Consider the following 26,453-nt stretch of genomic DNA (forward strand, 5'->3'; position numbering starts at 1 on the left):
GGGGCTGAGGGGCACCTATGGGACTCGAAGAGAAACTCCCGAGCGGCTTTCTGCTGACGACGGTCGAACAGGCCGCGGGCTGGGTGCGCAAGGCGTCCGTGTTCCCCGCGACCTTCGGCCTCGCCTGCTGCGCCATCGAGATGATGACCACCGGAGCCGGCCGGTACGACCTGGCCCGCTTCGGCATGGAGGTCTTCCGCGGCTCGCCGCGCCAGGCCGACCTGATGATCGTGGCCGGCCGGGTGAGCCAGAAGATGGCGCCCGTCCTGAGGCAGGTCTACGACCAGATGCCCAACCCCAAGTGGGTCATCTCCATGGGCGTCTGCGCCTCCTCGGGCGGCATGTTCAACAACTACGCGATCGTCCAGGGCGTCGACCACATCGTGCCGGTCGACATCTACCTGCCCGGCTGCCCGCCGCGCCCGGAGATGCTGATCGACGCGATCCTCAAACTCCACCAGAAGATCCAGACCTCCAAGCTCGGCGTGAACGCCGAGGAGGCGGCTCGCGAGGCGGAGGAGGCGGCGCTCAAGGCGCTGCCGACGATCGAGATGAAGGGTCTGCTCCGGTGAGCGACGAAACCCCGAAGGGTGACGAAACCCCGAACCCCGACAAGGAGCTGAGCGAGCAGAACCTGCCCGGTCAGCGCGGGGACCACGGCGAGGAGGTCCGGGTCCAGCGGGGCATGTTCGGCGCCCAGAGCGGCGCCGACACCTCCGGCTACGGCGGCCTCGTCCGCTCGATCCGGCTCCCCGGCCCGGCCACCCGCCCCTACGGCGGCTGGTTCGACGAGGTCGCCGACGAACTCGAGGGCGCCCTCGAGGAGCAGGGCCTGCTCCCGGACAACGCCATCGAGAGGACGGTCGTCGACCGCGACGAGCTCACCTTCCACATCGAGCGCGAGCACCTCGTCCGCGTGGCCCGCACCCTGCGCGACGACCCGGCGCTCCGCTTCGAGCTCTGCACCGGCGTCTCCGGCGTCCACTACCCCGGGGACAAGGGCCGCGAGCTGCACGCCGTCTACCACCTGCGCTCGCTCACCCACGGCCGGCTGATCCGCCTGGAGGTCTCGGCCCCCGACGCCGACCCGCGGATCCCGTCCCTCGTCGCCGTCTACCCGACGAACGACTGGCACGAGCGCGAGGCGTACGACTTCTTCGGCATCGTCTTCGACGGCCACCCCGCCCTCACCCGGATCATGATGCCGGACGACTGGCAGGGCCACCCGCAGCGCAAGGACTACCCCCTCGGCGGCATCGCCGTCGAGTACAAGGGCGCCCAGATCCCGGCTCCGGACCAGCGGAGGTCGTACTCGTGAGCACTTCCCACGCGTCTCCCCGAGAGACGACAGAAGGCACCGTCTACACGGTGACCGGTGGCGACTGGGAAGAGGTCGTCCAGTCCGCCGCCAAGGCCGACGACGAACGCATCATCGTCAACATGGGCCCCCAGCACCCCTCCACCCACGGCGTGCTCCGGCTCATCCTGGAGATCGACGGCGAGACCGTCACCGAGGCCCGCTGCGGAATCGGCTACCTCCACACCGGCATCGAGAAGAACCTCGAGTACCGGACCTGGACGCAGGGCACCACCTTCGTCACGCGCATGGACTACCTCACCCCGTTCTACAACGAGGCGGCGTACTGCCTGGGCGTGGAGAAGCTGCTCGGCATCACCGACCGGATCCCGGACCGGGCGAGCGTCATCCGGGTCCTGCTCATGGAGCTCAACCGGCTCTCCTCCCACCTGGTGTGCATCGCCACCGGCGGCATGGAGCTCGGCGCCACCACGATCATGATCTACGGCTTCCGGGACCGCGAGATGATCCTGGACCTGTTCGAGCTGATCACCGGCCTGCGCATGAACCACGCGTTCATCCGCCCCGGCGGCCTCGCCCAGGACCTCCCGCCCGGCGCCGTCGACGCCGTGCGCGAGTTCGTGAAGACCATGAAGAAGAACCTGCCGGAGTACGACAAGCTCGCCACCGGCAACCCCATCTTCAAGGCCCGCATGCAGGACGTCGGCTACCTCGACCTCACCGGCTGCATGGCCCTCGGCGCCACCGGCCCGATCCTGCGCTCGGCGGGCCTCCCGCACGACCTGCGCAAGACCGACCCGTACTGCGGCTACGAGAACTACGACTTCGAGGTCCCGACCGCCGACACCTGCGACTCCTACGGACGGTTCCTCGTCCGCCTGGAGGAGATGCGGCAGTCCCTGCGGATCGTCGAACAGTGCCTCGACCGCCTGGAGCCGGGCCCGGTCATGGTCGCCGACAAGAAGATCGCCTGGCCCGCGCAGCTCGCGCTCGGCGCCGACGGCCTCGGCAACTCCACCGACCACATCGCGAAGATCATGGGCACCTCCATGGAGGCCCTGATCCACCACTTCAAGCTGGTCACCGAGGGCTTCCGGGTCCCCGCCGGACAGGCCTACGCGGCCGTCGAGTCGCCCAAGGGCGAACTCGGCGTGCACGTCGTCTCCGACGGCGGCACCCGCCCCTTCCGGGTCCACTACCGCGACCCGTCCTTCACCAACCTCCAGGCCATGGCCGCGATGTGCGAGGGCGGCCAGGTCGCCGACGTCATCGTCGCCGTCGCCTCCATCGACCCCGTGATGGGAGGCGTCGACCGATGACCGACCAGATCAGCCTGGGCATGCCCCAGCTCCCCGCCCCCGCGTACCCCGCCGAGGTCCACGCCCGGCTGGCCGCGGACGCGGGGGAGATCATCGCCCGCTACCCGGACTCCCGCTCCGCGCTCCTGCCGATGCTGCACCTCGTGCAGTCGGAGGAGGGCCATGTGACCCGTACCGGCATGCAGTTCTGCGCCGACACGCTCGGCCTCACCACCGCCGAGGTCACCGCCGTCGCCACCTTCTACTCGATGTACCGGCGCAAGCCCTCCGGCGACTACCAGGTCGGCGTCTGCACCAACACGCTCTGCGCGGTCATGGGCGGCGACGCCATCTTCGAGGAGCTCAAGCGGCACCTGGCCGTCGGCAACAACGAGACGACCGAGGACGGCAAGATCACCCTCGAGCACATCGAGTGCAACGCCGCCTGCGACTTCGCGCCCGTCGTGATGGTCAACTGGGAGTTCTTCGACAACCAGACCCCCGAGTCCGCCAAGAAGATGGTGGACGACCTGCGGGCCGGACGGACCGTCGAACCCACCCGCGGCGCCCCGCTCTGCACCTTCAAGGAAACCGCCCGCATCCTGGCCGGCTTCCCCGACGAGCGCCCCGGCGCCGTCGAGGCCACCGGCGGCGCGGGCCCCGCCTCCCTCGTCGGCCTGCGTCTGGCCAAGGGCGAGAACCCGTCCCACCGAATCGTCCACCCGCGCGGTGAGTCCTCCGGTCAGGAGGGGGAGTGATGACCTTGGCCGCCGAGATCAACAACAGCAGCCCCGAGAAGCTTCTCGCGCCCGTCCTGTCCGCCTTCTGGGACCAGCCCGACTCCTGGACCCTGGAGACCTACGAACGCCACGACGGGTACCAGGGCCTCAGGCGGGCCCTCGCGATGAGCCCCGACGACCTCATCGCGTACGTCAAGGAATCCGGCCTCCGCGGCCGCGGCGGCGCCGGCTTCCCCACCGGCATGAAGTGGCAGTTCATCCCGCAGGGCGACGGCAAGCCGCACTACCTCGTCGTCAACGCCGACGAGTCCGAGCCCGGCACCTGCAAGGACATCCCGCTCCTCTTCGCCAACCCGCACTCCCTCATCGAGGGCATCGTGATCGCCTGTTACGCGATCCGGTCGAACCACGCCTTCATCTACCTGCGCGGCGAGGTGGTCCCCGTCCTGCGCCGCCTCCACGAGGCCGTCCGGGAGGCCTACGCGGCCGGCTACCTCGGCACGAACGTCCTCGGCAGCGGACTCGACCTCGAACTCACCGTGCACGCCGGCGCCGGCGCGTACATCTGCGGTGAGGAGACCGCGCTCCTCGACTCGCTCGAAGGGCGCCGCGGCCAGCCCCGGCTGCGCCCGCCCTTCCCCGCGGTCGCCGGTCTGTACGCCTGCCCCACCGTCGTGAACAACGTCGAGTCCATCGCGTCCGTTCCCGCGATCCTCCAGCGCGGCAAGGAATGGTTCACGTCGATGGGAAGCGAGAAGTCCCCGGGCTTCACGCTCTACTCGCTCAGCGGGCACGTCACCTCGCCCGGCCAGTACGAGGCACCCCTCGGGATCACCCTGCGCCAGCTCCTCGACATGAGCGGCGGCATGCGCCCCGGCCACCGCCTCAAGTTCTGGACCCCCGGCGGCTCCTCCACCCCCATGTTCACCGACGAGCACCTCGACGTGCCCCTCGACTACGAGGGCGTCGGCGCCGCCGGATCCATGCTCGGCACCAAGGCACTCCAGTGCTTCGACGAGACCACCTGCGTCGTCCGGGCCGTCACCCGCTGGACCGAGTTCTACGCCCACGAGTCCTGCGGCAAGTGCACCCCCTGCCGCGAGGGCACCTACTGGCTCGTCCAGCTGCTCCGCGACATCGAGGCCGGGCGCGGGCAGATGTCCGACCTCGACAAGCTGGGCGACATCGCCGACAACATCAACGGCAAGTCGTTCTGCGCCCTCGGCGACGGCGCCGCCTCGCCGATCTTCTCCTCGCTCAAGTACTTCCGCGCGGAGTACGAGCACCACATCACCGGCCGGGGCTGCCCCTCCGACCCCGCCAAGTCGACCGCATGGGCGGACAACCACAAGGAGGTGACGGCATGACGGTGACCACGTCCAACCCGGCCGGCGGCGAAGCCGCCCTCCCCCCCGAGGATCTCGTCACGCTGACCATCGACGGCGCCGAGATCTCCGTCCCCAAGGGGACGCTGGTCATCCGCGCCGCCGAACAGCTCGGCATCGAGATCCCGCGCTTCTGCGACCACCCGCTCCTCGACCCCGCGGGCGCCTGCCGCCAGTGCATCGTCGAGGTCGAGGGCCAGCGCAAGCCGATGGCCTCCTGCACCATCACCTGCACCGACGGCATGGTGGTGAAGTCGCAGCTGACCAGCCCGGTCGCCGAGAAGGCCCAGCACGGCGTGATGGAGCTGCTGCTCATCAACCACCCGCTGGACTGCCCCGTCTGCGACAAGGGCGGCGAATGCCCCCTGCAGAACCAGGCCATGTCCCACGGGCAGGCCGAGTCCCGCTTCGAGGGCGTCAAGCGGACGTACGAGAAGCCGGTCCCGCTCTCCACCCAGGTGCTGCTCGACCGCGAGCGGTGCGTACTCTGCGCCCGCTGCACCCGCTTCTCCAACCAGGTCGCGGGCGACCCGATGATCGAGCTGATCGAGCGCGGCGCGCTCCAGCAGGTCGGCATCGGCGACGGCGACCCCTTCGAGTCGTACTTCTCCGGCAACACCATCCAGATCTGCCCGGTCGGCGCCCTCACCTCGGCCGCCTACCGCTTCCGCTCCCGCCCCTTCGACCTGGTGTCCTCGCCGTCGGTGTGCGAGCACTGCGCCGGCGGCTGCGCCACCCGCACCGACCACCGGCGCGGCAAGGTCATGCGGCGGCTCGCCGCCGAGGACCCGGAGGTCAACGAGGAGTGGATCTGCGACAAGGGCCGCTTCGGCTTCCGGTACGCGCAGCAGCGCGACCGGCTCACCACCCCCCTCGTCCGGAACCCCGGGACCGGTGAGCTGGAGGCCGCGTCCTGGCCGGAGGCCCTGGAGGCCGCCGCCAACGGCCTGGTCCGCGGCCGCACCGGTGTCCTCACCGGAGGCAGGCTGACCGTCGAGGACTCCTACGCGTACGCCAAGTTCGCCCGGGTCGCCCTCGACACCAACGACATCGACTTCCGGGCCCGGGTCCACTCCGGCGAGGAGGCCGACTTCCTGGCCTCCGCCGTCGCCGGACGCAGCCGCGACCTCGGGGGAGGCGGCGGCGTCACCTACACCTCGCTGGAAGCCGCCCCGGCCGTCCTCCTCGCCGGCCTGGAGTCCGAGGAGGAGGCCCCCGGCGTCTTCCTGCGGCTGCGCAAGGCCTGGCGGAAGAAGGGGCAGCGGACGTACGCCGTCGCCGCCTTCGCGACCCGGGGCCTGGAGAAGGCCGGCGGCACGCTGCTGCCCGCCGCCCCCGGCACCGAGACCGAGTGGCTCGACGCGCTCACCTCCCGGGTCGGACTGGAGGGCGACGGCCTGGCCGCCGCCCAGGCCCTGCGCGAAGAGGGTTCCGTCATCGTCGTCGGCGAGCGGCTCGCGGCCGTCCCCGGCGCCCTCACCTCCGCCCTGCGCGCCTCGGCCGCCACCGGCGCCCGGCTCGTGTGGATCCCGCGCCGCGCGGGCGAACGCGGAGCCGTCGAGGCCGGAGCGCTCCCGGCGCTGCTGCCCGGCGGACGGCCCGCGACCCACCCCCGCGCGCGTGAGGAGGTCGCCGCCGCCTGGGGCGTCCGTGAACTCCCGCACCGCTACGGACGCGACACCGGCCAGATGATCGAGGCCGCCGCCACCGGCGAGCTCGGCGCGCTGCTCGTCGCCGGCGTCGAGGTCGCGGACCTGCCGGACCCGACGCGCGCGCGTGAGGCCCTCGACGCGGCCTTCGTGGTCTCCCTGGAGCTGCGGCCCAGCGAGGTCACCTCCCGCGCGGACGTCGTCCTCCCGGTCGCCGCCGTCGCCGAGAAGGCCGGCACCTTCCTCAACTGGGAGGGCAGGGCCCGGCTCTTCGAGGCCGCGCTCAAGCCCGAGCAGATGACCCGGCCCGTCGCGCCGGGCGACGCGCGCGTGCTCCACATGCTCGCCGACGCCCTCGACGTCCATCTGGCCCTGCCCGACCTCAGGGCCGTACGACGGGAGCTGGACCGCCTCGGCGGCTGGACCGGGCAGCGGGCGTCCGAGCCCGTCGAGCCCGGCCGGCCCGCGCCCCGCGCCGGCGAGGGCGAGGCCGTCCTCGCCGGACACCGGCTCCTGCTCGACCTGGGCCGGCTCCAGGAGGGCGACACCGCCCTCGCCGGGACCCGGCACGCGGCCGTCGCCCGGCTCTCCGCCGCCACCGCCGCCGACACCGGCGTCAAGGACGGCGACGTCCTGGAGGTCACCGGCCCCGCCGGCTCGGTCGCCTTCCCGCTCCAGGTCACCGAGATGCCCGACCGGGTCGTCTGGGTCCCGCTGAACTCGGTGGGCCGCGGGGTCCTCTCCGACACCGGCGCCCAGCCCGGCGACCTGGTCCGCATCGGCGCGGTCACCCCGAAGGAGGTCCAGGCATGAACACCGTCCTCGCCGCCGAAGACCTGTCCATGTTCGGCACGGACCCCTGGTGGCTCGTCCTGATCAAGGCCGTCTTCTGCTTCGCCTTCCTGATGGTCACCGTGCTCTTCTCCATCGTGTGGGAGCGCAAGGTCGTCGCCTGGATGCAGCTGCGCGTCGGCCCCAACCGGCACGGCCCCTGGGGCCTCCTCCAGTCCCTCGCGGACGGCATCAAGCTGATGCTCAAGGAGGACGTGATCGTCAAGAAGGCCGACAAGGTCGTCTACGTCCTCGCCCCGATCGTCGCCGCGATCCCCGCGTTCATGGCGATCGCCGTCATCCCCTTCGGCCCGGCCGGCAACGAGGTGTCGATCTTCGGCCACCGCACCGCGATGCAGCTCACCGACCTGCCGATCGCGATGCTGTACGTCCTCGCGGTCGCCTCCGTCGGCATCTACGGCATCGTCCTCGCCGGCTGGTCGTCCGGCTCCACGTACCCGCTGCTCGGCGGCCTCCGCTCCTGCGCGCAGATGATCTCGTACGAGATCGCCATGGGCGCGGCCTTCGCCTCCGTCTTCCTCTACTCCGGGTCGATGTCGACCTCGGCGATCGTCGAGGCACAGGCGGACCGCTGGTTCGTGATCCTGCTGCCGGTGTCGTTCATCATCTACATCGTCACGATGGTCGGCGAGACGAACCGCGCCCCCTTCGACATGCCGGAGTCCGAGGGCGACCTCGTCGGCGGCTTCAACACCGAGTACTCGTCCATCAAGTTCGCGATGTTCATGCTCGCCGAGTACGTGAACATGGTGACGGTCTCGGCCGTGTCGGTGACCCTCTTCCTGGGCGGCTGGCGGGCCCCGTACCCGGTCTCCACCTTCTGGGAGGGCGCCAACCACGGCTGGTGGCCCATGCTCTGGTTCGTCCTCAAGGTGCAGCTGCTGCTCTTCTTCTTCATCTGGCTGCGCGGCACCCTGCCCCGCGTCCGCTACGACCAGCTGATGAAGCTCGGCTGGAAGGTCCTCATCCCGGTCTCCGTGGTCTGGCTCATGCTGGTCGCCACCGTCAGGGCCCTGCGGAACGAGAACATCGCCTTCACCAACATCGTCCTGTACGTCGCGGGGGCCGTCCTCGGACTGCTGCTGCTCTCCTTCGTCGTCGACGTCTTCCGTGACCGGAAGGCGAAGGCGGCGGCGGCCGGGCCCGAGGACGAGCCCGCCTTCGACCCGATGGCCGGCGGCTTCCCCGTACCGCCGAAGCCCGGACAGTCCCTGGCGCCCGTGCCCCGGCGCAGGCCGCGGCGGGACCGGGACCTCGTTGTCAGTGGCGCCCCCGATACTGCTACTGCGAGTGATGGAAAGGAGACGGACGGTGTCTGACTTCCAGAATCCGGTGGCCGGCTTCGGCGTGACCTTCAAGGCCATGTTCAAGAAGCGGCTGACCGAGCAGTACCCGGAGCAGCAGAAGACGACGGCGCCCCGCTTCCACGGCCGGCACCAGCTCAACCGTCACCCCGACGGTCTGGAGAAGTGCGTCGGCTGCGAGCTGTGCGCCTGGGCCTGTCCCGCCGACGCCATCTACGTGGAGGGCGCGGAGAACACGGACGAGGAGCGCTACTCGCCCGGCGAGCGCTACGGCCGCGTCTACCAGATCAACTACGCCCGCTGCATCCTGTGCGGGCTGTGCATCGAGGCCTGCCCCACGCGGGCGCTGACGATGACCAACGAGTTCGAGCTGGCCGACTCCTCCCGCGCGAACCTGATCTACACCAAGGAGCAGCTCCTCGCGGGACTCGAGGACACCATGGTCGACACCCCGCACGCGATCTTCCCCGGCATGACCGAGCAGGACTACTACCGGGGGCTGGTCACCGAGGCCGCGCCCGACACGGTCCGTCAGGTCGCGGTGTCCAACGGAGAGACGGGCGCGGAGGAGGGGGTGGACGCATGAGCGCGAACCTCGCCGCGTACGCGACCTCTTCGGGTGAGGCCTTCCAGTTCTGGGTCCTCGGCACCGTCGCCGTCATCGGCGCGCTGTGCACGATCCTGATGAGGCGGGCCGTCCACTCGGCGCTCTGCCTCGCCGGGACCATGATCATCCTGGCGGTCTTCTACCTGGCCAACGGGGCGTACTTCCTCGGCATCGTCCAGATCGTCGTCTACACCGGCGCGATCATGATGCTCTTCCTCTTCGTCGTCATGCTGGTCGGTGTCACGGCCGCGGACTCGCTGAAGGAGACCCTCAAGGGCCAGCGCTGGTGGGCGGCAGCCTGCGGTCTCGGCTTCGGCATCCTGCTCGCCGCCGGCATCGGGAACGCGTCGCTGACGGAGTTCGCCGGCCTCGGCGCCGCCAACGGCGCGTACGGCGGAAACGTCGAGGGCCTCGCCGCCCTCATCTTCACCAAGTACGTCTTCGCCTTCGAGATGACCGGGGCGCTCCTCATCACCGCCGCCGTCGGCGCGATGGTGCTCACCCACCGCGAGCGCACCGAGCGGGCCCGCACCCAGCGCGAGCTGGCCGAGCAGCGCGTACGGGAAGGCAAGCACCTCCCGCCGCTCCCGGCTCCGGGTGTGTACGCCCGGCACAACGCGGTGGACATCGCCGGACTGCTGCCCGACGGCACCCCCTCGGAGCTCACCGTCATGCAGACCCTGCGCAAGCGGGGCCAGGTCAGGGACGTGTCCACCGAGGCCCTCGCCGACCTCAAGGCCCTGGAGCAGCGCTCCGAGGAGCGGCTCGGCCGGGACCGGGACGAAGAGGAGGCCACCCGGTGAATCCCGTCAACTACCTGTACCTCGCCGCCCTGCTGTTCACCATCGGTGCGGCCGGGGTGCTGATCCGGCGCAACGCGATCGTGGTCTTCATGTGCGTCGAGCTGATGCTCAACGCCTGCAACCTCGCGTTCGTCGCCTTCTCCCGTATGCACGGAAACCTCGACGGCCAGATCATCGCGTTCTTCACGATGGTCGTCGCCGCCGCGGAGGTCGTCGTCGGGCTCGCGATCATCGTGTCCGTCTTCCGTGCCCGCCACTCGGCCTCGGTCGACGACGCAAGCCTGATGAAGCTGTGAGGGGCTGACCGTGGAAAATCTCATCGCGCTGCTCGTCGGGGTACCCCTGCTCGGCGCGGCCGTCCTGCTCTGCGGCGGACGGCGGCTCGACAAGGTCGGGCACTGGATCGGCACGCTGCTCGCGGCCGTCTCCTTCGCCCTGGGCCTGACCCTCTTCGCCGACATGCTCGGCAAGGGCGCCGAGGACCGTGCCCTGCACCAGCGGCTCTTCTCCTGGATCCCCGTGGAGGGCTTCCAGGCGGACATCGCCTTCCAGCTCGACCAGCTGTCGATGACGTTCGTCCTGCTGATCAGCGGCGTCGGCACGCTCATCCACGTGTACTCCATCGGCTACATGGAGCACGACGAGCGCCGTCGCCGCTTCTTCGGCTATCTCAACCTGTTCGTCGCGGCGATGCTGCTGCTCGTCCTCGCCGACAACTACCTGCTCCTGTACTTCGGCTGGGAGGGCGTCGGCCTCGCCTCGTACCTCCTGATCGGCTTCTGGCAGCACAAGCCCAGCGCGGCCACCGCCGCGAAGAAGGCCTTCCTGGTCAACCGGGTCGGCGACATGGGCCTCTCCATCGCCATCATGATCATGTTCACCACCTTCGGCACCTTCGCCTTCGGGCCGGTGCTCGGGGCGGCCGGCGAGACGTCCCAGGGCACGCTGACCGCGATCGGTCTGATGCTGCTGCTCGCCGCCTGCGGCAAGTCGGCCCAGGTGCCGCTGCAGTCCTGGCTCGGGGACGCGATGGAGGGCCCGACCCCGGTCTCGGCCCTCATCCACGCGGCCACGATGGTGACCGCCGGCGTCTATCTGATCGTCCGCTCCGCGGACATCTTCAACGCGGCCCCGGACGCCCAGACGGTGGTCGTCGTGGTCGGCGCCGTCACGCTCCTCTTCGGTGCGATCGTCGGTTGCGCCAAGGACGACATCAAGAAGGCGCTCGCCGGTTCGACGATGTCGCAGATCGGCTACATGATCCTGGCGGCCGGACTCGGCCCCATCGGCTACGTCTTCGCGATCATGCACCTGGTGACCCACGGCTTCTTCAAGGCCGGACTGTTCCTCGGCGCCGGATCGGTCATGCACGGCATGAACGACGAGGTCGACATGCGGAGGTACGGCGGCCTGCGGAGGTACATGCCGGTCACCTTCGTCACCTTCGGCCTCGGCTACCTCGCGATCATCGGCTTCCCCGGCCTGTCCGGCTTCTTCTCCAAGGACATGATCATCGAGGCGGCCTTCGCCAAGGGCGGCACCCAGGGCTGGATCCTCGGCTCGGTCACCCTGCTCGGCGCGGCCATCACCGCGTACTACATGACCCGCGTGATGCTCATGACCTTCTTCGGCGAGAAGCGCTGGCAGCCCGACGCCGAGGGACACGAGCCGCACCCGCACGAGTCCCCGAAGTCCATGACGATCCCGATGATCCTGCTGGCCTTCGGCTCGGTCTTCGCGGGCGGCATCTTCGGCGTCGGCGACCGGTTCGTGCACTGGCTCGAGCCCGTCACCGGCTACGCGCACGGCCACCCGCCGATCAGCGCCGCCGCCGTCACCTCCGCCACCGTCGCCGTCATGGTGATCGGCGTCGGCCTCGCCTACCTCCAGTACGGGCGCAGGCCCGTTCCGGTGGTCGCCCCGCGCGGCTCGCTGCTCACCCGGGCCGCCCGCCGCGACCTGCTCCAGGACGACTTCAACCACGCCGTCTTCGTCCGCGGCGGCACCCACCTGACGCGCTCCCTGGTCTACGTCGACCACAGCCTCGTCGACGGCGTGGTCAACGGCACCGCGGCCTCCGTCGGCGGGCTCTCCGGCCGGCTGCGCAAGCTCCAGAACGGCTACGCCCGCTCGTACGCGGTCTCCATGTTCGGAGGTACTGCGGTGCTGATCGCCGCGACCCTGCTGATGAGGGCGGTGTAACTGATATGTCCTTCCCGCTCCTTACCGTGACGGCAGCGGTTCCGGCGGTCGGTGCGATCCTCACCGCCGCCGTCCCCGCCGCCCGCCGCACCGCCGCCAAATGGCTGGCGCTGCTGATCTCCCTCGCCACGCTGGTGCTCGCCGCCGTCGTCTTCGTACGGTTCGAGCCCGGTGGCGAGCGCTACCAGCTGACCGAATCCCACGCCTGGATCAAGGACTTCGGCGTCCGCTACGAGCTCGGCGTCGACGGCATCGGGGTGGCGCTCATCGCGCTCACCGCCCTGCTGATCCCCTTCATCATCCTCGCGGGCTGGCACGACGCCGACCCCCTGGAGACCAAGAACAGCCGCTGGCGCCCGACCCAGGGCTTCTTCGCCCTGATCCTCATGGTCGAGGCGATGGTGATCCTCTCCTTCGAGGCCACCGACGTCTTCCTCTTCTACATCCTGTTCGAAGCCATGCTCATCCCGATGTACTTCCTCATCGGCGGCTTCGGCGACCGCGCCCACGCGGGCTCCGACGAGAACGCGGCGGCCCAGCGCTCCTACGCGGCGGTCAAGTTCCTCCTCTACAACCTGGTCGGCGGCCTGATCATGCTGGCCGCCGTCATCGGGCTCTACGTGGTCGCGGGGAACTTCTCGCTCACGGAGATCGCCGCGGCGCGCGCCGACGGCTCCCTGGAGATGGCGACCAACACCGAGCGGCTGCTCTTCCTCGGCTTCTTCTTCGCCTTCGCGGTGAAGGCGCCGCTCTGGCCGCTGCACACCTGGCTGCCGAACGCGATGGGGGAGGCGACCGCCCCGGTCGCCGTCCTCATCACCGCCGTCGTCGACAAGGTCGGCACCTTCGCCATGCTCCGCTTCTGCCTCGGGCTCTTCCCCGAGGCCTCGAAGTGGGCCACCCCCGCGATCATCGTCCTCGCCCTCATCAGCATCGTGTACGGGGCGTTGGTCGCGGTCGGCCAGCGGGACATCAAGCGCCTGGTGGCGTACGCGTCGATCTCGCACTTCGGCTTCATCATCCTGGGCATCTTCGCGATGACCAGCCAGGGCCAGTCCGGTGCCACGCTCTACATGGTCAACCACGGCATCTCGACGGCCGCGCTGATGCTCGTCGCCGGATTCCTGATCTCCCGGCGCGGCTCGCGGCTCATCGCCGACTACGGCGGGGTGCAGAAGGTCGCCCCGGTGCTCGCCGGCACCTTCCTCATCGGCGGCCTCGCGACCCTGTCGCTGCCCGGACTCGCGCCGTTCGTCAGCGAGTTCCTGGTCCTGGTCGGCACCTACGCCCGCTACCCCGTGGCCGGCGTCATCGCCACCACCGGCATCGTCCTCGCCGCGCTCTACACCCTCGTCCTGTACCAGCGGACGATGACCGGGCCGGTGAAGGAGGAGGTGCGGACGCTGCCCGACCTGCGGCCGCGTGAACTGGCGGTGGTCGTCCCGCTGATCGCCGTCCTGATCTTCCTCGGGGTCTTCCCGAAGCCGCTGACGGACGTCGTCAACCCGGCGGTGCGGCACACCATGTCCGACGTACAGCAGAAGGACCCCCAGCCCTCTGCGCCCCAGAACGTGGAGGCGGCCAAGTGAGCACTTCCGTCGTCGCATCCTCCGTCCACAGCCTGTGGACGACGGCCGCCGAACCGCTGAACAAGATCCCGGCGCCCCACATCGAGTACACCCAGCTCTCACCCGTACTCATCGTGATCGGCGCCGCGATCCTCAGCGTCCTCGTCGAGGCCTTCGTGCCCCGCAGGGCCCGCTACCACAGCCAGCTGTTCCTCAGCGTGGTGGCGCTCGTCGCCGCCTTCGCCGCGATCGTCGGCCTGGCGGCCGGCGGCTACGGCTCCACCAAGGCCCAGATCGCGGCCATGGGCGCCATCGCCGTCGACGGACCCGCCCTCTTCCTCCAGGGCACCATCCTCCTCGCCTCGGTCGTCGCGATCTTCACCTTCGCCGAGCGCAGGCTCGACCCGGCCGACCACGGCCACAGGGTCGACTCCTTCGCGGCCGAGGCCGCCGCCGTCCCCGGCAGCGACCACGAGAAGGCCGCCGTCAAGGCGGGGTTCACCACCACCGAGGTCTTCCCGCTGGCGCTCTTCGCCATCGCCGGCATGCTGGTCTTCCCGGCCGCCAACGACCTCCTGACGCTCTTCGTCGCCCTGGAGGTCTTCTCCCTCCCGCTGTACCTGCTCTGCGCCGTCGCCCGCCGCAAGCGCCTGATGTCCCAGGAGGCGGCCCTCAAGTACTTCCTGCTCGGCGCCTTCTCCTCGGCCTTCCTGCTCTTCGGCATCGCCCTGCTCTACGGCTACGCGGGCTCCGTCTCGTACGCCACCATCGCCGACGTCGTCGACGGCTCGGTCGCCTCCGTGAACCCGGCGCTCGCCGACACCATGGGCAACGACGCACTGCTGCTCATCGGCTTCGCCATGGTCCTCATGGGGCTCCTCTTCAAGGTCGGCGCCGTGCCGTTCCACATGTGGACCCCGGACGTCTACCAGGGCGCGCCGACCCCGGTCACCGGCTTCATGGCCGCCGCGACCAAGGTCGCCGCGTTCGGCGCGCTGCTCCGCCTGCTGTACGTGGTGCTGCCCGGCCTCACCTGGGACTGGCGGCCCGTCATGTGGGGCGTCGCCGTCGTCACCATGCTGGGCGGTGCGATCATCGCCATCACCCAGACCGACATCAAGCGGCTCCTCGCGTACTCGTCCATCGCGCACGCGGGCTTCCTGCTCGCCGGTGTCATCGCGGCCACGCCGAGCGGGATCTCGTCGGTCCTGTTCTACCTCGGCGCGTACTCCTTCGTGACGATCGGCGCCTTCGCCGTCGTCACCCTGGTCAGGGACGCGGGCGGCGAGGCCACCCACCTCTCCAAGTGGGCGGGTCTCGGGCGGCGTTCGCCGCTCGTCGCGGCGGTCTTCGCGGTCTTCCTGCTCGCCTTCGCCGGCATCCCGCTGACCTCCGGGTTCTCGGGCAAGTTCGCGGTCTTCAAGGCGGCGGCGGACGGCGGCGCGGGCGCCCTCGTCGTGGTCGGCGTCATCTCCTCGGCGATCGCCGCCTTCTTCTACATCCGGGTGATCGTGCTCATGTTCTTCAGCGAGCCGAAGGCGGACGGTCCGACGGTCGCCGTGCCCTCGGCCCTGACGACCGTCGCGATCATGGCGGGCGTCGCGGTCACGCTGGTGCTCGGCGTCGCACCGCAGTACTTCCTGGACCTGGCGAACCAGGCGAGCGTGTTCGTCCGGTAGCGGGGTACGGCAGAGGGCCCGGTCTCCGTGCGCGGAGGCCGGGCCCTTCGTCGTACGCCTACGCCTTCGGGTGGTCCTCAGGGCAGGGGGTGCAGTGCACCCGCGGGTTGTACGGGGCGAAGACGCCCTTCGGGTTCTTCTTGAAGATCCACGCGTGGAGCGAGTAGTGGGGTCCGAGGGGCGGGAAGTCGAACCGCCCGTCGAAGGCCCGGCCGAAGAGCTGCGGCCTGGGCAGGTTCTCGTTCGGGTCGGGGACGACCCACTCGACCGCGACCAGCTCGCGCTTGCCGGTCTTGTGGTCCTCCTCGTACAGCACCGCGGCCGGCTTCGTCGGGTCGGTGGAGCCGAGGTTCGCCGGGTTGACGTAGTGGTAGCCCATGCCGCCGAGCTCCGGGTCCTCGACGCAGTCGTCGGTGCGCAGGAAGCCGTCGGCGATGGCCTTCTGCTCCGACCTGTACTTCACCGTGGCGTCGTACGTCTTCTTGAGGTCCGGATGCGGGAAATCGGTGACCGGCTTCGCGACGGGGGCGGCCGAGACCGCCGGGGCGGCCCCCAGGGCCAGCGATCCGGCGGCGGCCAGAGCGAGCGCGGCTATGAAGGGGCGGGGTCGTGCGGACATGTGGGTCTGCTCCTCGGGAGGGGGCGCCCCGGAGCGGGGCGCCGGACGTCGGCGGGCTCTCCCCTGATCCCGCCACCTCCAGCAGCATCGGCCGCCCCAGGGGGGCGCCGCACGCGGGGTGGCCCATTGGGGGGAGAGCGCCGCCGCCCGTTCCCCGAAGGTCAGGCGGAGGGCACGATCCGGCCGCGGACCTCGCCGAGAGCCACCCGCGTGCCGTCCGGGCCGGGGGCCCAGGCGGTGAGGGTGACCTCGTCGCCGTCCTCCAGGAACGTGCGCTTGCCACCGGCCAGTTCGAGGGCGTCCCGGCCGTTCCAGGTGAGTTCGAGGAGCGAACCGCGCTGACCGACCTCGGGCCCGGACACCGTCCCGGAGCCGTACAGGTCACCCGTGCGCAGCGAGGCGCCGTTCACCGTCATGTGCGCGAGCTGCTGCGCGGCCGTCCAGTACATGGTGGAGAACGGCGGCTCCGCCACCACCTCGCCGTTGATCTCCACGGTGATCCGCAGGTCGAAGCCGCCCGGCTCCTCCTCGGCCGCGTCGTCCAGGTACGGCAGCAGCGGGAAGTCCCGCGCGGGCGGCGCGGTCCTGGCCGCGTCCAGGGCCTCCAGGGGCGTCACCCACGCCGACACCGAGGTCTGGAACGACTTCCCCAGGAACGGGCCGAGCGGCACGTACTCCCAGGCCTGCACGTCCCGCGCCGACCAGTCGTTGAGCAGCGTCAGGCCGAAGACGTGCTCCCGGAAGTCGGCCAGCGGCACCGGACGGCCGAGGTCCGACGGGGTGCCGACGAGGAAACCGACCTCCGCCTCGATGTCCAGCTTGACCGAGGGGCCGAAGACCGGAGCCGCGTCGGTGGGCGCCTTGCGCTGCCCCGAAGGACGGACGACATCGGTCCCCGAGACCACGACCGTGCCCGCCCGGCCGTGGTAACCGATCGGCAGGTGCTTCCAGTTGGGGGTGAGCGCGTCGCCGTCGGGCCGGAAGATGCGGCCCACGTTCGTCGCGTGGTGCTCACTCGCGTAGAAGTCGACGTAGTCCGCGACCTCGTACGGCAGGTGCAGCGTCACCTCGGCCAGCGGGTACAGCAGCGGCTCGACGTCCGCCCGGTGCGCGGGCACCGTCACCCAGGCCGTCAGCGCCCGGCGCACGTCACGCCACGCGGTCCGCCCCGCCGCGAGCAGCGGGTTCAGGCTCGGCTGGGCGAGGAGCGCCGCGTACGGGGAGCCGAGCGCGTGCGCCGCGGCACCCGCGTCCAGCACGTGCCCGCCGATCCGGACACCGAGACGGCGCCGCTCGGGCTCGTCCGCGGTGGAGAAGACGCCGTACGGGAGGTTGTGCGGGCCGAAGGGATCGCCCTCGGCCAGGTCGAGCGGGCTGTGCTCGGACATCGGTGCGTGCCTCGCTTTCCAGGTGTGTGGGGGACACGTTACGGGGCGGGTCGCCGGGCGCGGATGACATGGATCACACAGAAAGTGCGGCCTCCGTGGGCAACTGTCCGGCTTCGCGCGCATTGCGTACGCGGGCAGGACCGCCCCCGCATCCGGGCCGCCGGAACAGGGCTCCCGCGGGGGTGTCCGCGGTCATACGATCACGGTGGTATCGCGCCGCGTGAAGTCGCCGCAGGCGCGCGTCCGCACGTTCTCACTTCTCCCTGACCAGGAAAAAGGTCCCGCACTGTGAAGATTCGTCGCATTCTCGCGACCGCCGTGGCCGCCGCCGTGACCACCCCGGTCCTGTTCCTCTCCGCCGCGCCCGCGTTCGCCGACACCAAGCCGTCGCCGGCGTCGACGCAGAAGCCGTCGTCCGACGAGGACGACTTCGAGAAGCCCTCGCTCGACGAGCTGAAGGCGGCCGTCGCGCTGGCGCAGAAGGAGTACGACGAGGCCGTCGTCGCGTTCGACCAGGCCACGAAGGCGCGTGAGGCGCTGGACAAGCCCGACCACGCCCTCCGGAAGGCCGTCACCAAGGCGAAGGCCGCCGCCGAGACCGCCGCCGCCGGGAAGACCGCCGCCGACGAGGCGCTCGCCGCGGCCGTGCAGGCCGAGAAGGACCTCCTTCTCCTCCCCGGGGCCACCGAGCAGCAGAAGGCGGACGCCGCCGCCGCGGTCGTCGAGGCGAAGGAGGCCGCCGGGCTCGCCGCGACCGCCGCGGAAGCCGCCGCCACCGTGGTCACCGAGGCCGAGGGCGACCTGAACGAGGCCGTCGCCGCCGCCGACCGCCTCGTCACCCCCACCAGGAAGGTGAAGGAGGCCGCCGCCGAGACGCTCGCCGAGGCCAAGGAGGAGCTGGAGTTCTACGAGGAGCTCCCCGAGGAGTGCGAGGAGAACTCCTCCGTCGAGCTCGCGGTGACCGGTCCGAAGACGGTCACTGCGGGGCAGCCCGCCATCTTCTCGCTGCGGGTCACCAACATCTCCGACGGCCCCCTGAACACGGTCACCGCCTTCGCCGGCGCCATGCGCGCCCCCGAGCCCGGTGAGGTCATCGACGAGGAGACGGACTTCACCGATCGGCTCATCCCCGTCGAGTGGTCCTCCGCGGACGTCCTCGAATGGACGCCGTTCACCGAGCAGTTCGACTCCATCGAGGTCGGCAAGCTCGCCAAGGGCGCCAGCTACGACGTGAAGCTGCGCCTCACGGTCGCCGCCGACGCCCCCGCCGGTGACGGCGCGGTCTTCACCTACGCCGAGTACGAGACCAACGACGGCTCGTGCGGCATGGGTGACTACACGGACACCTACTTCGACATCCTCGCGGCCAAGGACGACAAGCCGAAGCCCACGCCCACCCCGTCGCAGACCACCGCGACGCCCACCCCGGCACCGACCGTCTCCACCGGTGGCAACGGCAACACCACCCAGCAGGGCGGCTCGTCCCGGACGCCGGTGACCGGCACCCTCGCCGCCACCGGTGCGAACGAGAACCTCACCCGGCTCGGCCTCGCGGCCGGCGCGGCCGTCGCCCTCGGCGCCGGCGCGATGGTCGTCGCCCGTCGCCGCAAGGCCGGGGCGAGCGCGTAGGCGGACGTGAGGGGCGCCCGTACCGGTCCCGGTGCGGGCGCCCTTCGCGTACTCAGCCCGCCGTGCGCGGGATCCGCTGCTCCCACGTCCGGTGGAAGACGACCTCGTCGCCCTCCTTGCACACCACCTCGTTCGTGGTGAGGAAGGCGCTCGCGTCGCAGGTGATCTCCGAGCGGGTGTCCACGGTGACGTCCCAGGCGTCCTCCGGCCGGTGCAGCCGGATCGCCCACTCCGAGAGCGTACGGGCGGACAGGGGGCCGCTCTCGTCGATCGTGTACGTCTCCACGGCGTCCTCGGTGAACTCCAGGCCGTCCGGGTAGACCCGCGTACCGCCGTACCTCGGGCCGACCTCCAGGGTCCATTCGCCCTTCGCCACGTCCCTGACCACCAGCCGCTCCGGGCGGGGCTCCTCCAGGGTGGCGGGGAAGACCACGCCCGGCGGCTCGGACTGCTCCGGCTCCTCCCAGGTGACCGCGTCCTCGGTGGGGCGGCGGACCGGCAGGGTGAGGGAGGAGCCCGCCGGGTCGAGGGTGAAGCCCGCCGCGTCCGGCTGGGGCCAGATCCACGGCCAGTACGTGGAGGAGACGGCGACGCGGACCCGGTGGCCCGGCGGAAAGCTGTGCCCGATGCCGTTCAGTTCGACGACGAGGCTTTCCGTCTCGCCGATCTCTGCCTCCACGGCCCGGTCGCGGCCGTAGCGGGCGGAGAAGTTCAGCGCACCCCGGGTGACGAGGGTGGAGGAGCCGTCGGGGGCGATGTCGCAGAGCCGGGCGATGACCTGACCGGTGGGGGCGGCCGCGCGCACGGCGAGGGTCACGGCCGGCCGGCCGAGGATCTCGATCGCGGGGCCGTCCTCGGGGACGGCGAAGTCGAAGCAGGCCGAGTGGGCGTCCTCGGCGCGCTGGTCGGGCGGCAGGTCGGCGTCGTTGCCGAAGGGGAGGAAGCGGCCCGCGTCGAGCCCGGTCTGCTGGGGCGAGTCGACCACCACGGGGGCGCCCTGGAAGGCGTACGTGACGGGGGTGACGTGCGGGGACGGCCAGGCGGGGTCGGCGACCCAGCGGCCCTGCAGCTCCTCGTACACGGGGGCCGGGAGGTGCGACTCGCTGATCCAGGAGCGCAGCAGCGGCTCGGCCATGACGTCGTTCTCGACGCCCTTGAGGTGGTGGTCCCACCAGCGCAGGGTCTCCTGGAGGAAGCCGATGGCGGGGCCGGGCGGCAGGCCGCGGTCCGGGTACTGGTGGGACCAGGGGCCGATGATCCCGCGCACCCGGTCCGGGGGGAGGTGCTGGGCGAGGCGCAGGACGGTGTCCCGGTACGGGTCGTGCCAGCCGCCGACGGTGAGGACGGCGGCCTTGATCGCGGAGTAGTCCTCGCAGACGCTGCCGTGCTTCCAGTAGGCGTCCCGGGTCTGGTGGGCCAGCCAGGTGTGGAGGAACGGCTCCACGGCCTCCAGGCGTCTGAGCCACATCCCGCGCCACTCCTCGCCCACGTGACGCGGGTCGGGCGGGCGGCAGACGAAGGCGAGCATGGTGGCGGCCCAGGCGTGCATGTCGACGGCGAGGACGGAGCCGCCCATGTAGTGGACGTCGTTGTCGTAGCGGTCGTCGGTGGAGCAGACGGTGACGATCGCCTTGAGCGGTTCGGGGGCGAGGGCGGCGATCTGGAGCGAGTTGCAGCCGCCCCAGGAGATGCCGAACATGCCGACCCGGCCGGTGCACCAGGGCTGCTCGGCGAGCCAGTTCACGACGGCCACGCCGTCCGCCAGCTCCACGGCGTCGTACTCGTCGCCGGGCAGGCCCTCGCTGTTGCCGTGGCCGCGGACGTCGACGCGTACGGAGGCGTAGCCGTGGCCCGCGTACCAGGGGTGGCGCTGCCGGTCGCGGGGCGCTGTCCAGTCGGTGAGGCGGTGGGGCAGGTACTCCAGGAGGGCCGGTACGGGCTCGTCGGTGAGCGGGCGCCACACGCGCGCGTACAGCCGCGTGCCGTCCGGCAACGGGATCCGGACGTCGTCGTGCCGGGTCTCGTACGGGAAGTCGGTACGGATCTTCATCTCGGTCACCTCGGTCGTCCTCCGGCGGTGGCTGCTCGCCGTTCGGGTCGCTGTCGATCGCTGTTCGGGACAAAGCGCCCACTCCTGGTCGTATGAGCTGATCACGAACATACCGGGGGTGACGGGAAGGCGCCCACGGTGATCGAAAGGTGACCGGATACGCTGGCTTGAGTGAATCCAGCGACACATCGACAATCTGTGTGATCTTCAACCGTCCACCGGAACAGTCCGTGTGATCGTCAGCAGGCGTCAGCAGACAGGAGACCTCCTCGTGACCGTCGTCGGGCCGTTCGGTCTTAGCGTGCGGGACCAGGCTCTTGAGGCCGATGTCCAGACCGGGTTGGCGGCTGTGGAGGCGGGCCTCCTGGACGCCACCAAGAGCGATGTCCCCTTCATCACGGAGGCCGCGCAGCACCTCGTCATCGCGGGCGGCAAGCGCTTCCGGCCCCTGCTCGTGATGCTCGCCGCGCAGTTCGGAGACCCCTACGCGCCGGGCGTCGTGCCCTCCGCCGTCGTCGTCGAGCTGACCCACCTGGCCACGCTGTACCACGACGACGTCATGGACGCGGCCGACGTCCGGCGCGGGGTCCCCAGCGCCAACACCCGCTGGGGCAACTCGATCGCCGTCCTCACGGGTGACTTCCTCTTCGCCCGCGCCTCGCACACCCTCGCGGACCTCGGCCCCGAGGCCGTACGGATCCAGTCCGAGGCGTTCGAACGGCTCGTGACCGGGCAGATCCTGGAGACCGCGGGCCCCGGCGACGGCCGCGACCCCGTCGCCCACTACCTCGACGTCCTCGGCGGCAAGACCGGCTCGCTCGTCGCCGTCTCCTGCCGCTTCGGCGCCATGATGGCCGGCGCCGACCAGAGCGTCGTCGACACCCTCACCCAGTACGGCGAGCGGCTCGGCGTCGCCTTCCAGCTCGCCGACGACGTCCTCGACATCGCCTCCGACTCCCACGAGTCCGGCAAGACCCCCGGCACCGACCTCCGCGAGGGCGTCCCCACCCTGCCCGTCCTCCACCTGCGGGCCGCCGCGGCCGCCCACGGGCGCCCGGAGGACCTGGAGCTCGTCGCCCTCGTCGACGGCGACCTCAGCGACGACGGGCGGCACGCCGAGACCCTGCGCCGGCTGCGCGCCCACCCCGCCCTGGAGCAGGCCCGCCGGGACACCGTGCGGTACGCGGAGGAGGCCCGCGCCCTGCTCGCGCCGCTGCCCGACGGGTACGCCAAGGCGGCCCTCGCGGAGCTGTGCGACGCGGTGGTCCACCGCGCGGGCTGACACCCGGTGGGGGGTCCAGCCGCGCGGGCCGACGCCCGGTCGGCCGCGCCCGCGACGGGTCCGGTCCACCGCGCGGGTGAGCGGTTCTCAGGGTCGGGTCATCCCGAAGCAGTACGTGAGGTTGATCCCGGGGGCTGACGTTTCCGTGCCGCCGCTTTGGTGAGATGGAGTCATCGACCACGGAGGTAGCGGAGACCATGGCAGAGACCCGTAAGGCGAGCCGGTTCATCGTCCCGGTCGCGGTGGCAGGAGTGGCCGCGGCGACCATCGGCCTCGTCCCGGCGCTGGCGGCGTCCGGAGACCCCGACCTGCCGGAGATCACGGCCCAGCAGCTCATCGAGAAGATCGCCGCGTCGGACACCCAGACCCTGTCCGGCACGTTCAGGATCTCCACCGACCTGGGGCTGCCGGCCTTCGGCAGCCTGATGCCCGGCCTCGGCGCCGGCGGTGGCGGCTCGTCCGCCGACCCCTCGGCCAAGCTCACCGAGCTCGTCTCGGGCACGCACACGCTGCGCGTGGCGGCCGACGGCCCCGAGCGCCAGCGGCTGACCCTGCTCGACGGCTCCGACGAGTACAGCCTGATCCACAACGGCGCCGACGTCTGGGCGTACGACAGCAAGTCGAACGAGGCCTTCCACGAGAAGGCCCCCGAGGGCGCCGGAGCCCCGGAGGACAAGGACGTCCCGACCACGCCCAAGGAACTCGCGGACGAGGTCCTGAAGGCGGCGGGCGACACCACGTCGATCACCGTCGGCGGTACAGCCAAGGTGGCCGGCCGGGACGCGTACCAGCTGGTGATCAAGCCGAAGCAGGCCGGTTCGACGGTCGAGTCGGTGAAGATCGCCGTGGACGCGGCGAACGGCACCCCGCTGAAGTTCACCCTCGCCTCGGTGGAGGGCGGCAAGCCGGTCGTCGACGCGGGCTTCACGAAGGTCGACTTCGCCAGGCCGGCCGCCTCGGAGTTCACCTTCAAGGCCCCGGCGGGCGCGAAGGTGATGGAGGGCGACGCCGAGAAGGGCGCGGGCGGGGAGAAGCTCCCCGAGGAGTTCGAGAAGGGCATCGGCGACCTGGAGAAGGGCTTCGGGGACCTCGGTGAGGGCTTCAACGTCATCGGCGAGGGCTGGACGACGATCGCGAAGCTCGACACCGGGGCGCCGGCGCCCAGGACCGACGAGGCGCCGAAGGAGTTCCAGGGGCTCCTGGACTCCCTCGGCGACAAGGTCAGCGGGAAGTTCGGCTCGGGCACCCTCTTCACGACGAAGCTGGTGAACGCGCTCCTCACCGACGACGGCAAGGTCTACGTCGGCGCGGTCACGAAGGACGCGCTGGTCGACGCGGCGAACGCCGGTAAGTAGCAGCCGGGTTGGGACCCCGGGCGGGTCGGGGGCGATGGTCACCGACCCACCCGGGAGTTCTTCGCGCGGTTACGGGAACGTCAGCTTGAAGCCGCTGATGTAACCGGTGTCGGCCGAGGCCCTGTCCTGGGCGCGGAGCTTCCAGGCACCGTTGGCGACCTCGCTGGAGGCGTTCACGGTGTAGGTGGCCTTGATGTTGTCGGCACTGCCGCCGGAGCGGTTGCTCAGGCTGTAGACCGATCCGTCGGGGGCGACGAGGTCGACGACGAGGTCACCGCGGTAGGTGTGGACGATGTCCACGTCGACCTTGAGCGTGGCGGGCGCGTTGCCCGCGACGCCGCTCACGTTGACCGTCGAGGTCACCGCCACGCCGTTGTCCGGGATGGCCACGTCGGCCGTGTTCTCGAAGACTTTGCCGGTGGGCGGCGGGGTGGTGGAGCCGGACAGCGTCCAGATCGCGTGCGCGATCGCGTCGCTGTTGCGGTCGAGGGCGGTGTCGTTGATGTTCGCCGTCGTGTCGCAGGACGAGTGGTAGCAGCGGTCGAAGGCCGTGGCCGTACCGCCCCACTTGGACACCTGGGCACTGGTCTTGACCCGGCTCGCGCCTGTGAAGAGACCGCCGACGGGGATGCCGACGTTCTTGAACGAGGCGTGGTCCGAGCGGCCGTCGCCCTCCGTCTCGATCTCCGTGGGGACGCCGAGACCGGCGAAGTAGTTCTTGAACGTCGTCTCGATCGCCGGGTCGTCGTCGTAGACGAAGTAGCCCGGGTTGGGCGAACCGATCATGTCGAAGTTCAGGTAGCCGGAGACCTTCGCGCGCTCCGTCGTGGGCAGCTGGCTCACGTAGTACTTCGAGCCGACCAGGCCGAGTTCCTCCGCGCCCCACCAGCCGAAGCGCAGGTGCTTGGACGGCTGGTAGCCGGCGCGGGCCACGGCGAGGGCGGTCTCCAGGACCGCGGCGGAGCCGGAGCCGTTGTCGTTGATGCCGGCGCCGGAGGAGACCGAGTCGAGGTGCGCGCCGGCCATCAGGACCTGGTTCGGGTCACCGCCGGGCCAGTCGGCTATCAGGTTGTAGCCGACGGCGCTGTTGGAGGTGAACTGTTGGAGCGTGGTGGTGTAGCCGGCGGCGTCCAGCTTGGCCTTCACGAAGTCGATGGACGCCTTGTAGCCGGTACGGCCGTGGGCGCGGTTGCCGCCGTTGGCGGTGGCGATCGACTGGAGGTCCGTCAAGTGCTGCTTGACGTTGGCGAGCGGGATGTCGGGCGCGGCGGCGGCAGCGGTCGGGCTCGCCGAGGCGCTGGTGCCGGTGAGTCCGCCGAGGGCGAGCGCCGCGAGGGCGGCGGCCGCGGTGACGCGTCTGGGTACGGAGATGTTCATCTGTGGGGGCTCCGGATTCCGAACGGGGATGGGACGGAACGTGCGAGACGCCTCGGGCGTGGGTGCCACGAGGCGCTGGAGCTGTACGAGTGCGTGTGCGGTGTTCAGTTGTTCAGGTGTTCTGTTGTGCGTGCTGAATGTTCAATGCAAGTTTGACTTCACGTCAAGAGCGGAAACCGGTCAGGTGTGTTCGCTCATCGGACGAGTGCTTTCGGGACTGCTTCCGTCCGGTTCTGACGACGCCGGTCCTGTCCGCTCGCGCAGGTGGTCCAGGAGCCCGGCCGGCTCCGGGTACGGCTCCTCGCGGGGCAGCAGCCGGCGGGCGGCCTCCGGCCCCTCGGCCCGGACGAGGTCGCGGACGCGGTGCGCGAGCGGGGTGACGTCGCTGACGGACACGGTCCACTCGTCCGCGTACCGCCGCGCCGCCTCGCCCGCGAGCCCGAGCTGGAGCGAGCGGTACGGGAGCGCCCGAAGCCCCGGATCCCGCTCCGGGTCCCACTGCACGCGCGCGGGAGCCCGCCCCAACTCCCTCTTCCACGCCGCCCGGTCGGCGTGGAAGCCGCGGACGTAGTGCGAGAGGCAGGCGTTCCGCAGGGCCCACTCGAAGCCCTCGCGGGTGATCTCCACGGCGAGGACGGTCTCCTGGCCCTCCTTCGTCCCCCAGCCGGAGCGGTACATCATCCAGAGGAACGACGGCTTGATCCAGGTCATCCGGTCCCGCTTCCAGGCGGCCGGAAAGCGGCCCTCGCGCGCCGCGGGCAGACCGATCGCGGGCGGGTACGCCTGGTAGACGGTGACCGTGCGCGCGGTGTGGAGCGCACGGATCCGGTACTTCGGTTCTTCCATGGACCCCAGGGTGGGCGAAGTCCCCGGCGAGGACCACCGGTTATCGCGGACGTCAGGCGAGCGCCGCCGACTCCTTCGCGTCGTACGTCTCCCGAGCCGCCGCGATCTCGTTCTGGTGCTGCTCGGTCCAGGTGACCAGGGAACGGATCGTGGTGTGCAGGGTGCCGCCCAGAGGCGTGAGTTCGTAGTCCACGCGCGGCGGGACCGTCGGATGGACCGTGCGCTTCACCAGGCCGTCGCGCTCCAGCTGGCGCAGGGTCACGGTCAGCATGCGCTGGCTGACGCCGTCGATCTCGCGCTTGAGCTCCGTGAAGCGCAGGACCCGGCGGTCGAGGAGGGCGATGACGAGGAGGGACCACTTGTCGGCGACCCGGTCGAGGATCTGGCGCACCTCGCAGTCCTCCCGGGTGTCCCACTGGAAGGGGTCGGGGTCCCCGTCGGTTCCATGGGTTCCCGCGCAGTGACTCGGTTCCTTCGAAGTGCCTTCTTCCATGGCACCCGA

Annotated in this window: 22 protein-coding genes; 16 read left to right on the forward strand and 6 right to left on the reverse strand. The window is 70.8% G+C overall.

Features of this window, described 5'->3' with window-relative positions; translation table 11 throughout:
- Window positions 1–17 precede the first annotated feature (17 nt).
- From ABZ567_RS05775 to nuoN, 13 genes are read left to right on the forward strand one after another with little or no spacing between them, the layout of a single operon-like run.
- Window positions 18–572, forward strand: a complete 555-nt coding sequence (locus ABZ567_RS05775; RefSeq protein WP_053743379.1) for an NADH-quinone oxidoreductase subunit B — start codon at window positions 18–20, stop codon at window positions 570–572.
- On the forward strand, window positions 569–1,318 hold the full coding sequence (locus ABZ567_RS05780) for an NADH-quinone oxidoreductase subunit C (protein WP_360785156.1): 750 nt from the start codon (window positions 569–571) through the stop codon (window positions 1,316–1,318). The genes ABZ567_RS05775 and ABZ567_RS05780 overlap by 4 nt, the downstream gene beginning before the upstream one ends.
- The gene (locus ABZ567_RS05785; protein WP_360785158.1) at window positions 1,315–2,637 is read left to right on the forward strand and encodes an NADH-quinone oxidoreductase subunit D; all 1,323 of its coding nucleotides are present in this window, start codon (window positions 1,315–1,317) and stop codon (window positions 2,635–2,637) included. Before ABZ567_RS05780 ends, ABZ567_RS05785 begins: the two co-directional genes overlap by 4 nt.
- The gene (nuoE, locus tag ABZ567_RS05790) at window positions 2,634–3,374 is read left to right on the forward strand and encodes an NADH-quinone oxidoreductase subunit NuoE (protein ID WP_360785160.1); all 741 of its coding nucleotides are present in this window, start codon (window positions 2,634–2,636) and stop codon (window positions 3,372–3,374) included. Before ABZ567_RS05785 ends, nuoE begins: the two co-directional genes overlap by 4 nt.
- A complete protein-coding gene (gene nuoF / locus ABZ567_RS05795; protein ID WP_360785162.1) occupies window positions 3,374–4,723 on the forward strand; it encodes an NADH-quinone oxidoreductase subunit NuoF in 1,350 nt (449 codons plus the stop codon). Before nuoE ends, nuoF begins: the two co-directional genes overlap by 1 nt.
- On the forward strand, window positions 4,720–7,203 hold the full coding sequence (locus ABZ567_RS05800) for an NADH-quinone oxidoreductase subunit G (protein ID WP_360785164.1): 2,484 nt from the start codon (window positions 4,720–4,722) through the stop codon (window positions 7,201–7,203). Before nuoF ends, ABZ567_RS05800 begins: the two co-directional genes overlap by 4 nt.
- The gene (gene nuoH, locus ABZ567_RS05805; RefSeq protein WP_360785166.1) at window positions 7,200–8,561 is read left to right on the forward strand and encodes an NADH-quinone oxidoreductase subunit NuoH; all 1,362 of its coding nucleotides are present in this window, start codon (window positions 7,200–7,202) and stop codon (window positions 8,559–8,561) included. The genes ABZ567_RS05800 and nuoH overlap by 4 nt, the downstream gene beginning before the upstream one ends.
- Entirely contained in the window at window positions 8,536–9,132 is a 597-nt protein-coding gene (gene nuoI, locus ABZ567_RS05810; RefSeq protein WP_360785168.1) for an NADH-quinone oxidoreductase subunit NuoI, read from the forward strand. The genes nuoH and nuoI overlap by 26 nt, the downstream gene beginning before the upstream one ends.
- Complete coding sequence (locus tag ABZ567_RS05815; protein WP_360785169.1) at window positions 9,129–9,956, forward strand: NADH-quinone oxidoreductase subunit J; 828 nt, start codon at window positions 9,129–9,131, stop codon at window positions 9,954–9,956. Before nuoI ends, ABZ567_RS05815 begins: the two co-directional genes overlap by 4 nt.
- Window positions 9,953–10,252, forward strand: coding sequence for an NADH-quinone oxidoreductase subunit NuoK (nuoK, locus tag ABZ567_RS05820; RefSeq protein ID WP_030214504.1), 300 nt, complete (start codon window positions 9,953–9,955; stop codon window positions 10,250–10,252). The genes ABZ567_RS05815 and nuoK overlap by 4 nt, the downstream gene beginning before the upstream one ends.
- A gap of 10 nt (window positions 10,253–10,262) precedes the next feature.
- Complete coding sequence (gene nuoL, locus ABZ567_RS05825) at window positions 10,263–12,158, forward strand: NADH-quinone oxidoreductase subunit L (RefSeq protein WP_360785172.1); 1,896 nt, start codon at window positions 10,263–10,265, stop codon at window positions 12,156–12,158.
- Window positions 12,159–12,163: 5 nt separating this feature from the next.
- Window positions 12,164–13,747 carry an NADH-quinone oxidoreductase subunit M gene (locus ABZ567_RS05830; protein WP_360785174.1) on the forward strand — a complete coding sequence of 528 codons (1,584 nt, stop codon included), beginning with the start codon at window positions 12,164–12,166 and terminating at the stop codon, window positions 13,745–13,747.
- Window positions 13,744–15,405, forward strand: a complete 1,662-nt coding sequence (nuoN, locus tag ABZ567_RS05835; protein WP_360785176.1) for an NADH-quinone oxidoreductase subunit NuoN — start codon at window positions 13,744–13,746, stop codon at window positions 15,403–15,405. The genes ABZ567_RS05830 and nuoN overlap by 4 nt, the downstream gene beginning before the upstream one ends.
- Before the next feature lie 58 nt (window positions 15,406–15,463).
- Here nuoN and ABZ567_RS05840 read toward each other — a convergent pair whose 3' ends face one another.
- Complete coding sequence (locus tag ABZ567_RS05840) at window positions 15,464–16,024, reverse strand: hypothetical protein (RefSeq protein WP_360785179.1); 561 nt, start codon at window positions 16,022–16,024, stop codon at window positions 15,464–15,466.
- A 161-nt stretch (window positions 16,025–16,185) separates the two neighbouring features.
- Entirely contained in the window at window positions 16,186–17,412 is a 1,227-nt protein-coding gene (fahA, locus tag ABZ567_RS05845; RefSeq protein ID WP_360785181.1) for a fumarylacetoacetase, read from the reverse strand.
- A gap of 288 nt (window positions 17,413–17,700) precedes the next feature.
- On the opposite strand from fahA, the gene ABZ567_RS05850 reads away from it, so the two are divergent.
- Window positions 17,701–19,041: a peptidase gene (locus ABZ567_RS05850; protein WP_360785183.1), complete on the forward strand. Its 1,341-nt coding sequence runs from the start codon at window positions 17,701–17,703 to the stop codon at window positions 19,039–19,041.
- Window positions 19,042–19,093: 52 nt separating this feature from the next.
- Here the strand turns inward: ABZ567_RS05850 and ABZ567_RS05855 are convergent, their stop codons facing one another.
- Window positions 19,094–21,091 (reverse strand): CocE/NonD family hydrolase, encoded by a 1,998-nt coding sequence (locus tag ABZ567_RS05855; RefSeq protein WP_360786475.1) that lies wholly within the window; start codon window positions 21,089–21,091, stop codon window positions 19,094–19,096.
- 271 nt (window positions 21,092–21,362) lie between these two features.
- On the opposite strand from ABZ567_RS05855, the gene ABZ567_RS05860 reads away from it, so the two are divergent.
- A complete protein-coding gene (locus tag ABZ567_RS05860; RefSeq protein ID WP_360785185.1) occupies window positions 21,363–22,373 on the forward strand; it encodes a polyprenyl synthetase family protein in 1,011 nt (336 codons plus the stop codon).
- Between the two features lie 197 nt (window positions 22,374–22,570).
- Window positions 22,571–23,728: a DUF2092 domain-containing protein gene (locus ABZ567_RS05865; RefSeq protein WP_360785187.1), complete on the forward strand. Its 1,158-nt coding sequence runs from the start codon at window positions 22,571–22,573 to the stop codon at window positions 23,726–23,728.
- A 69-nt stretch (window positions 23,729–23,797) separates the two neighbouring features.
- On the opposite strand, the gene ABZ567_RS05870 is transcribed toward ABZ567_RS05865, so the two are convergent.
- From ABZ567_RS05870 to ABZ567_RS05880, 3 genes are all read right to left on the reverse strand, one after another.
- Window positions 23,798–25,105 (reverse strand): M28 family peptidase, encoded by a 1,308-nt coding sequence (locus ABZ567_RS05870; protein ID WP_360785189.1) that lies wholly within the window; start codon window positions 25,103–25,105, stop codon window positions 23,798–23,800.
- Window positions 25,106–25,285: 180 nt separating this feature from the next.
- Window positions 25,286–25,951 carry a DUF4291 domain-containing protein gene (locus tag ABZ567_RS05875; RefSeq protein WP_360785190.1) on the reverse strand — a complete coding sequence of 222 codons (666 nt, stop codon included), beginning with the start codon at window positions 25,949–25,951 and terminating at the stop codon, window positions 25,286–25,288.
- 52 nt (window positions 25,952–26,003) lie between these two features.
- Window positions 26,004–26,444 (reverse strand): helix-turn-helix domain-containing protein, encoded by a 441-nt coding sequence (locus ABZ567_RS05880; protein ID WP_360785192.1) that lies wholly within the window; start codon window positions 26,442–26,444, stop codon window positions 26,004–26,006.
- Between the last annotated feature and the right edge of the window lie 9 nt (window positions 26,445–26,453).

This window comes from Streptomyces sp. NPDC016459 (assembly GCF_040632845.1).
In the GTDB taxonomy this organism is placed as follows: domain Bacteria; phylum Actinomycetota; class Actinomycetes; order Streptomycetales; family Streptomycetaceae; genus Streptomyces.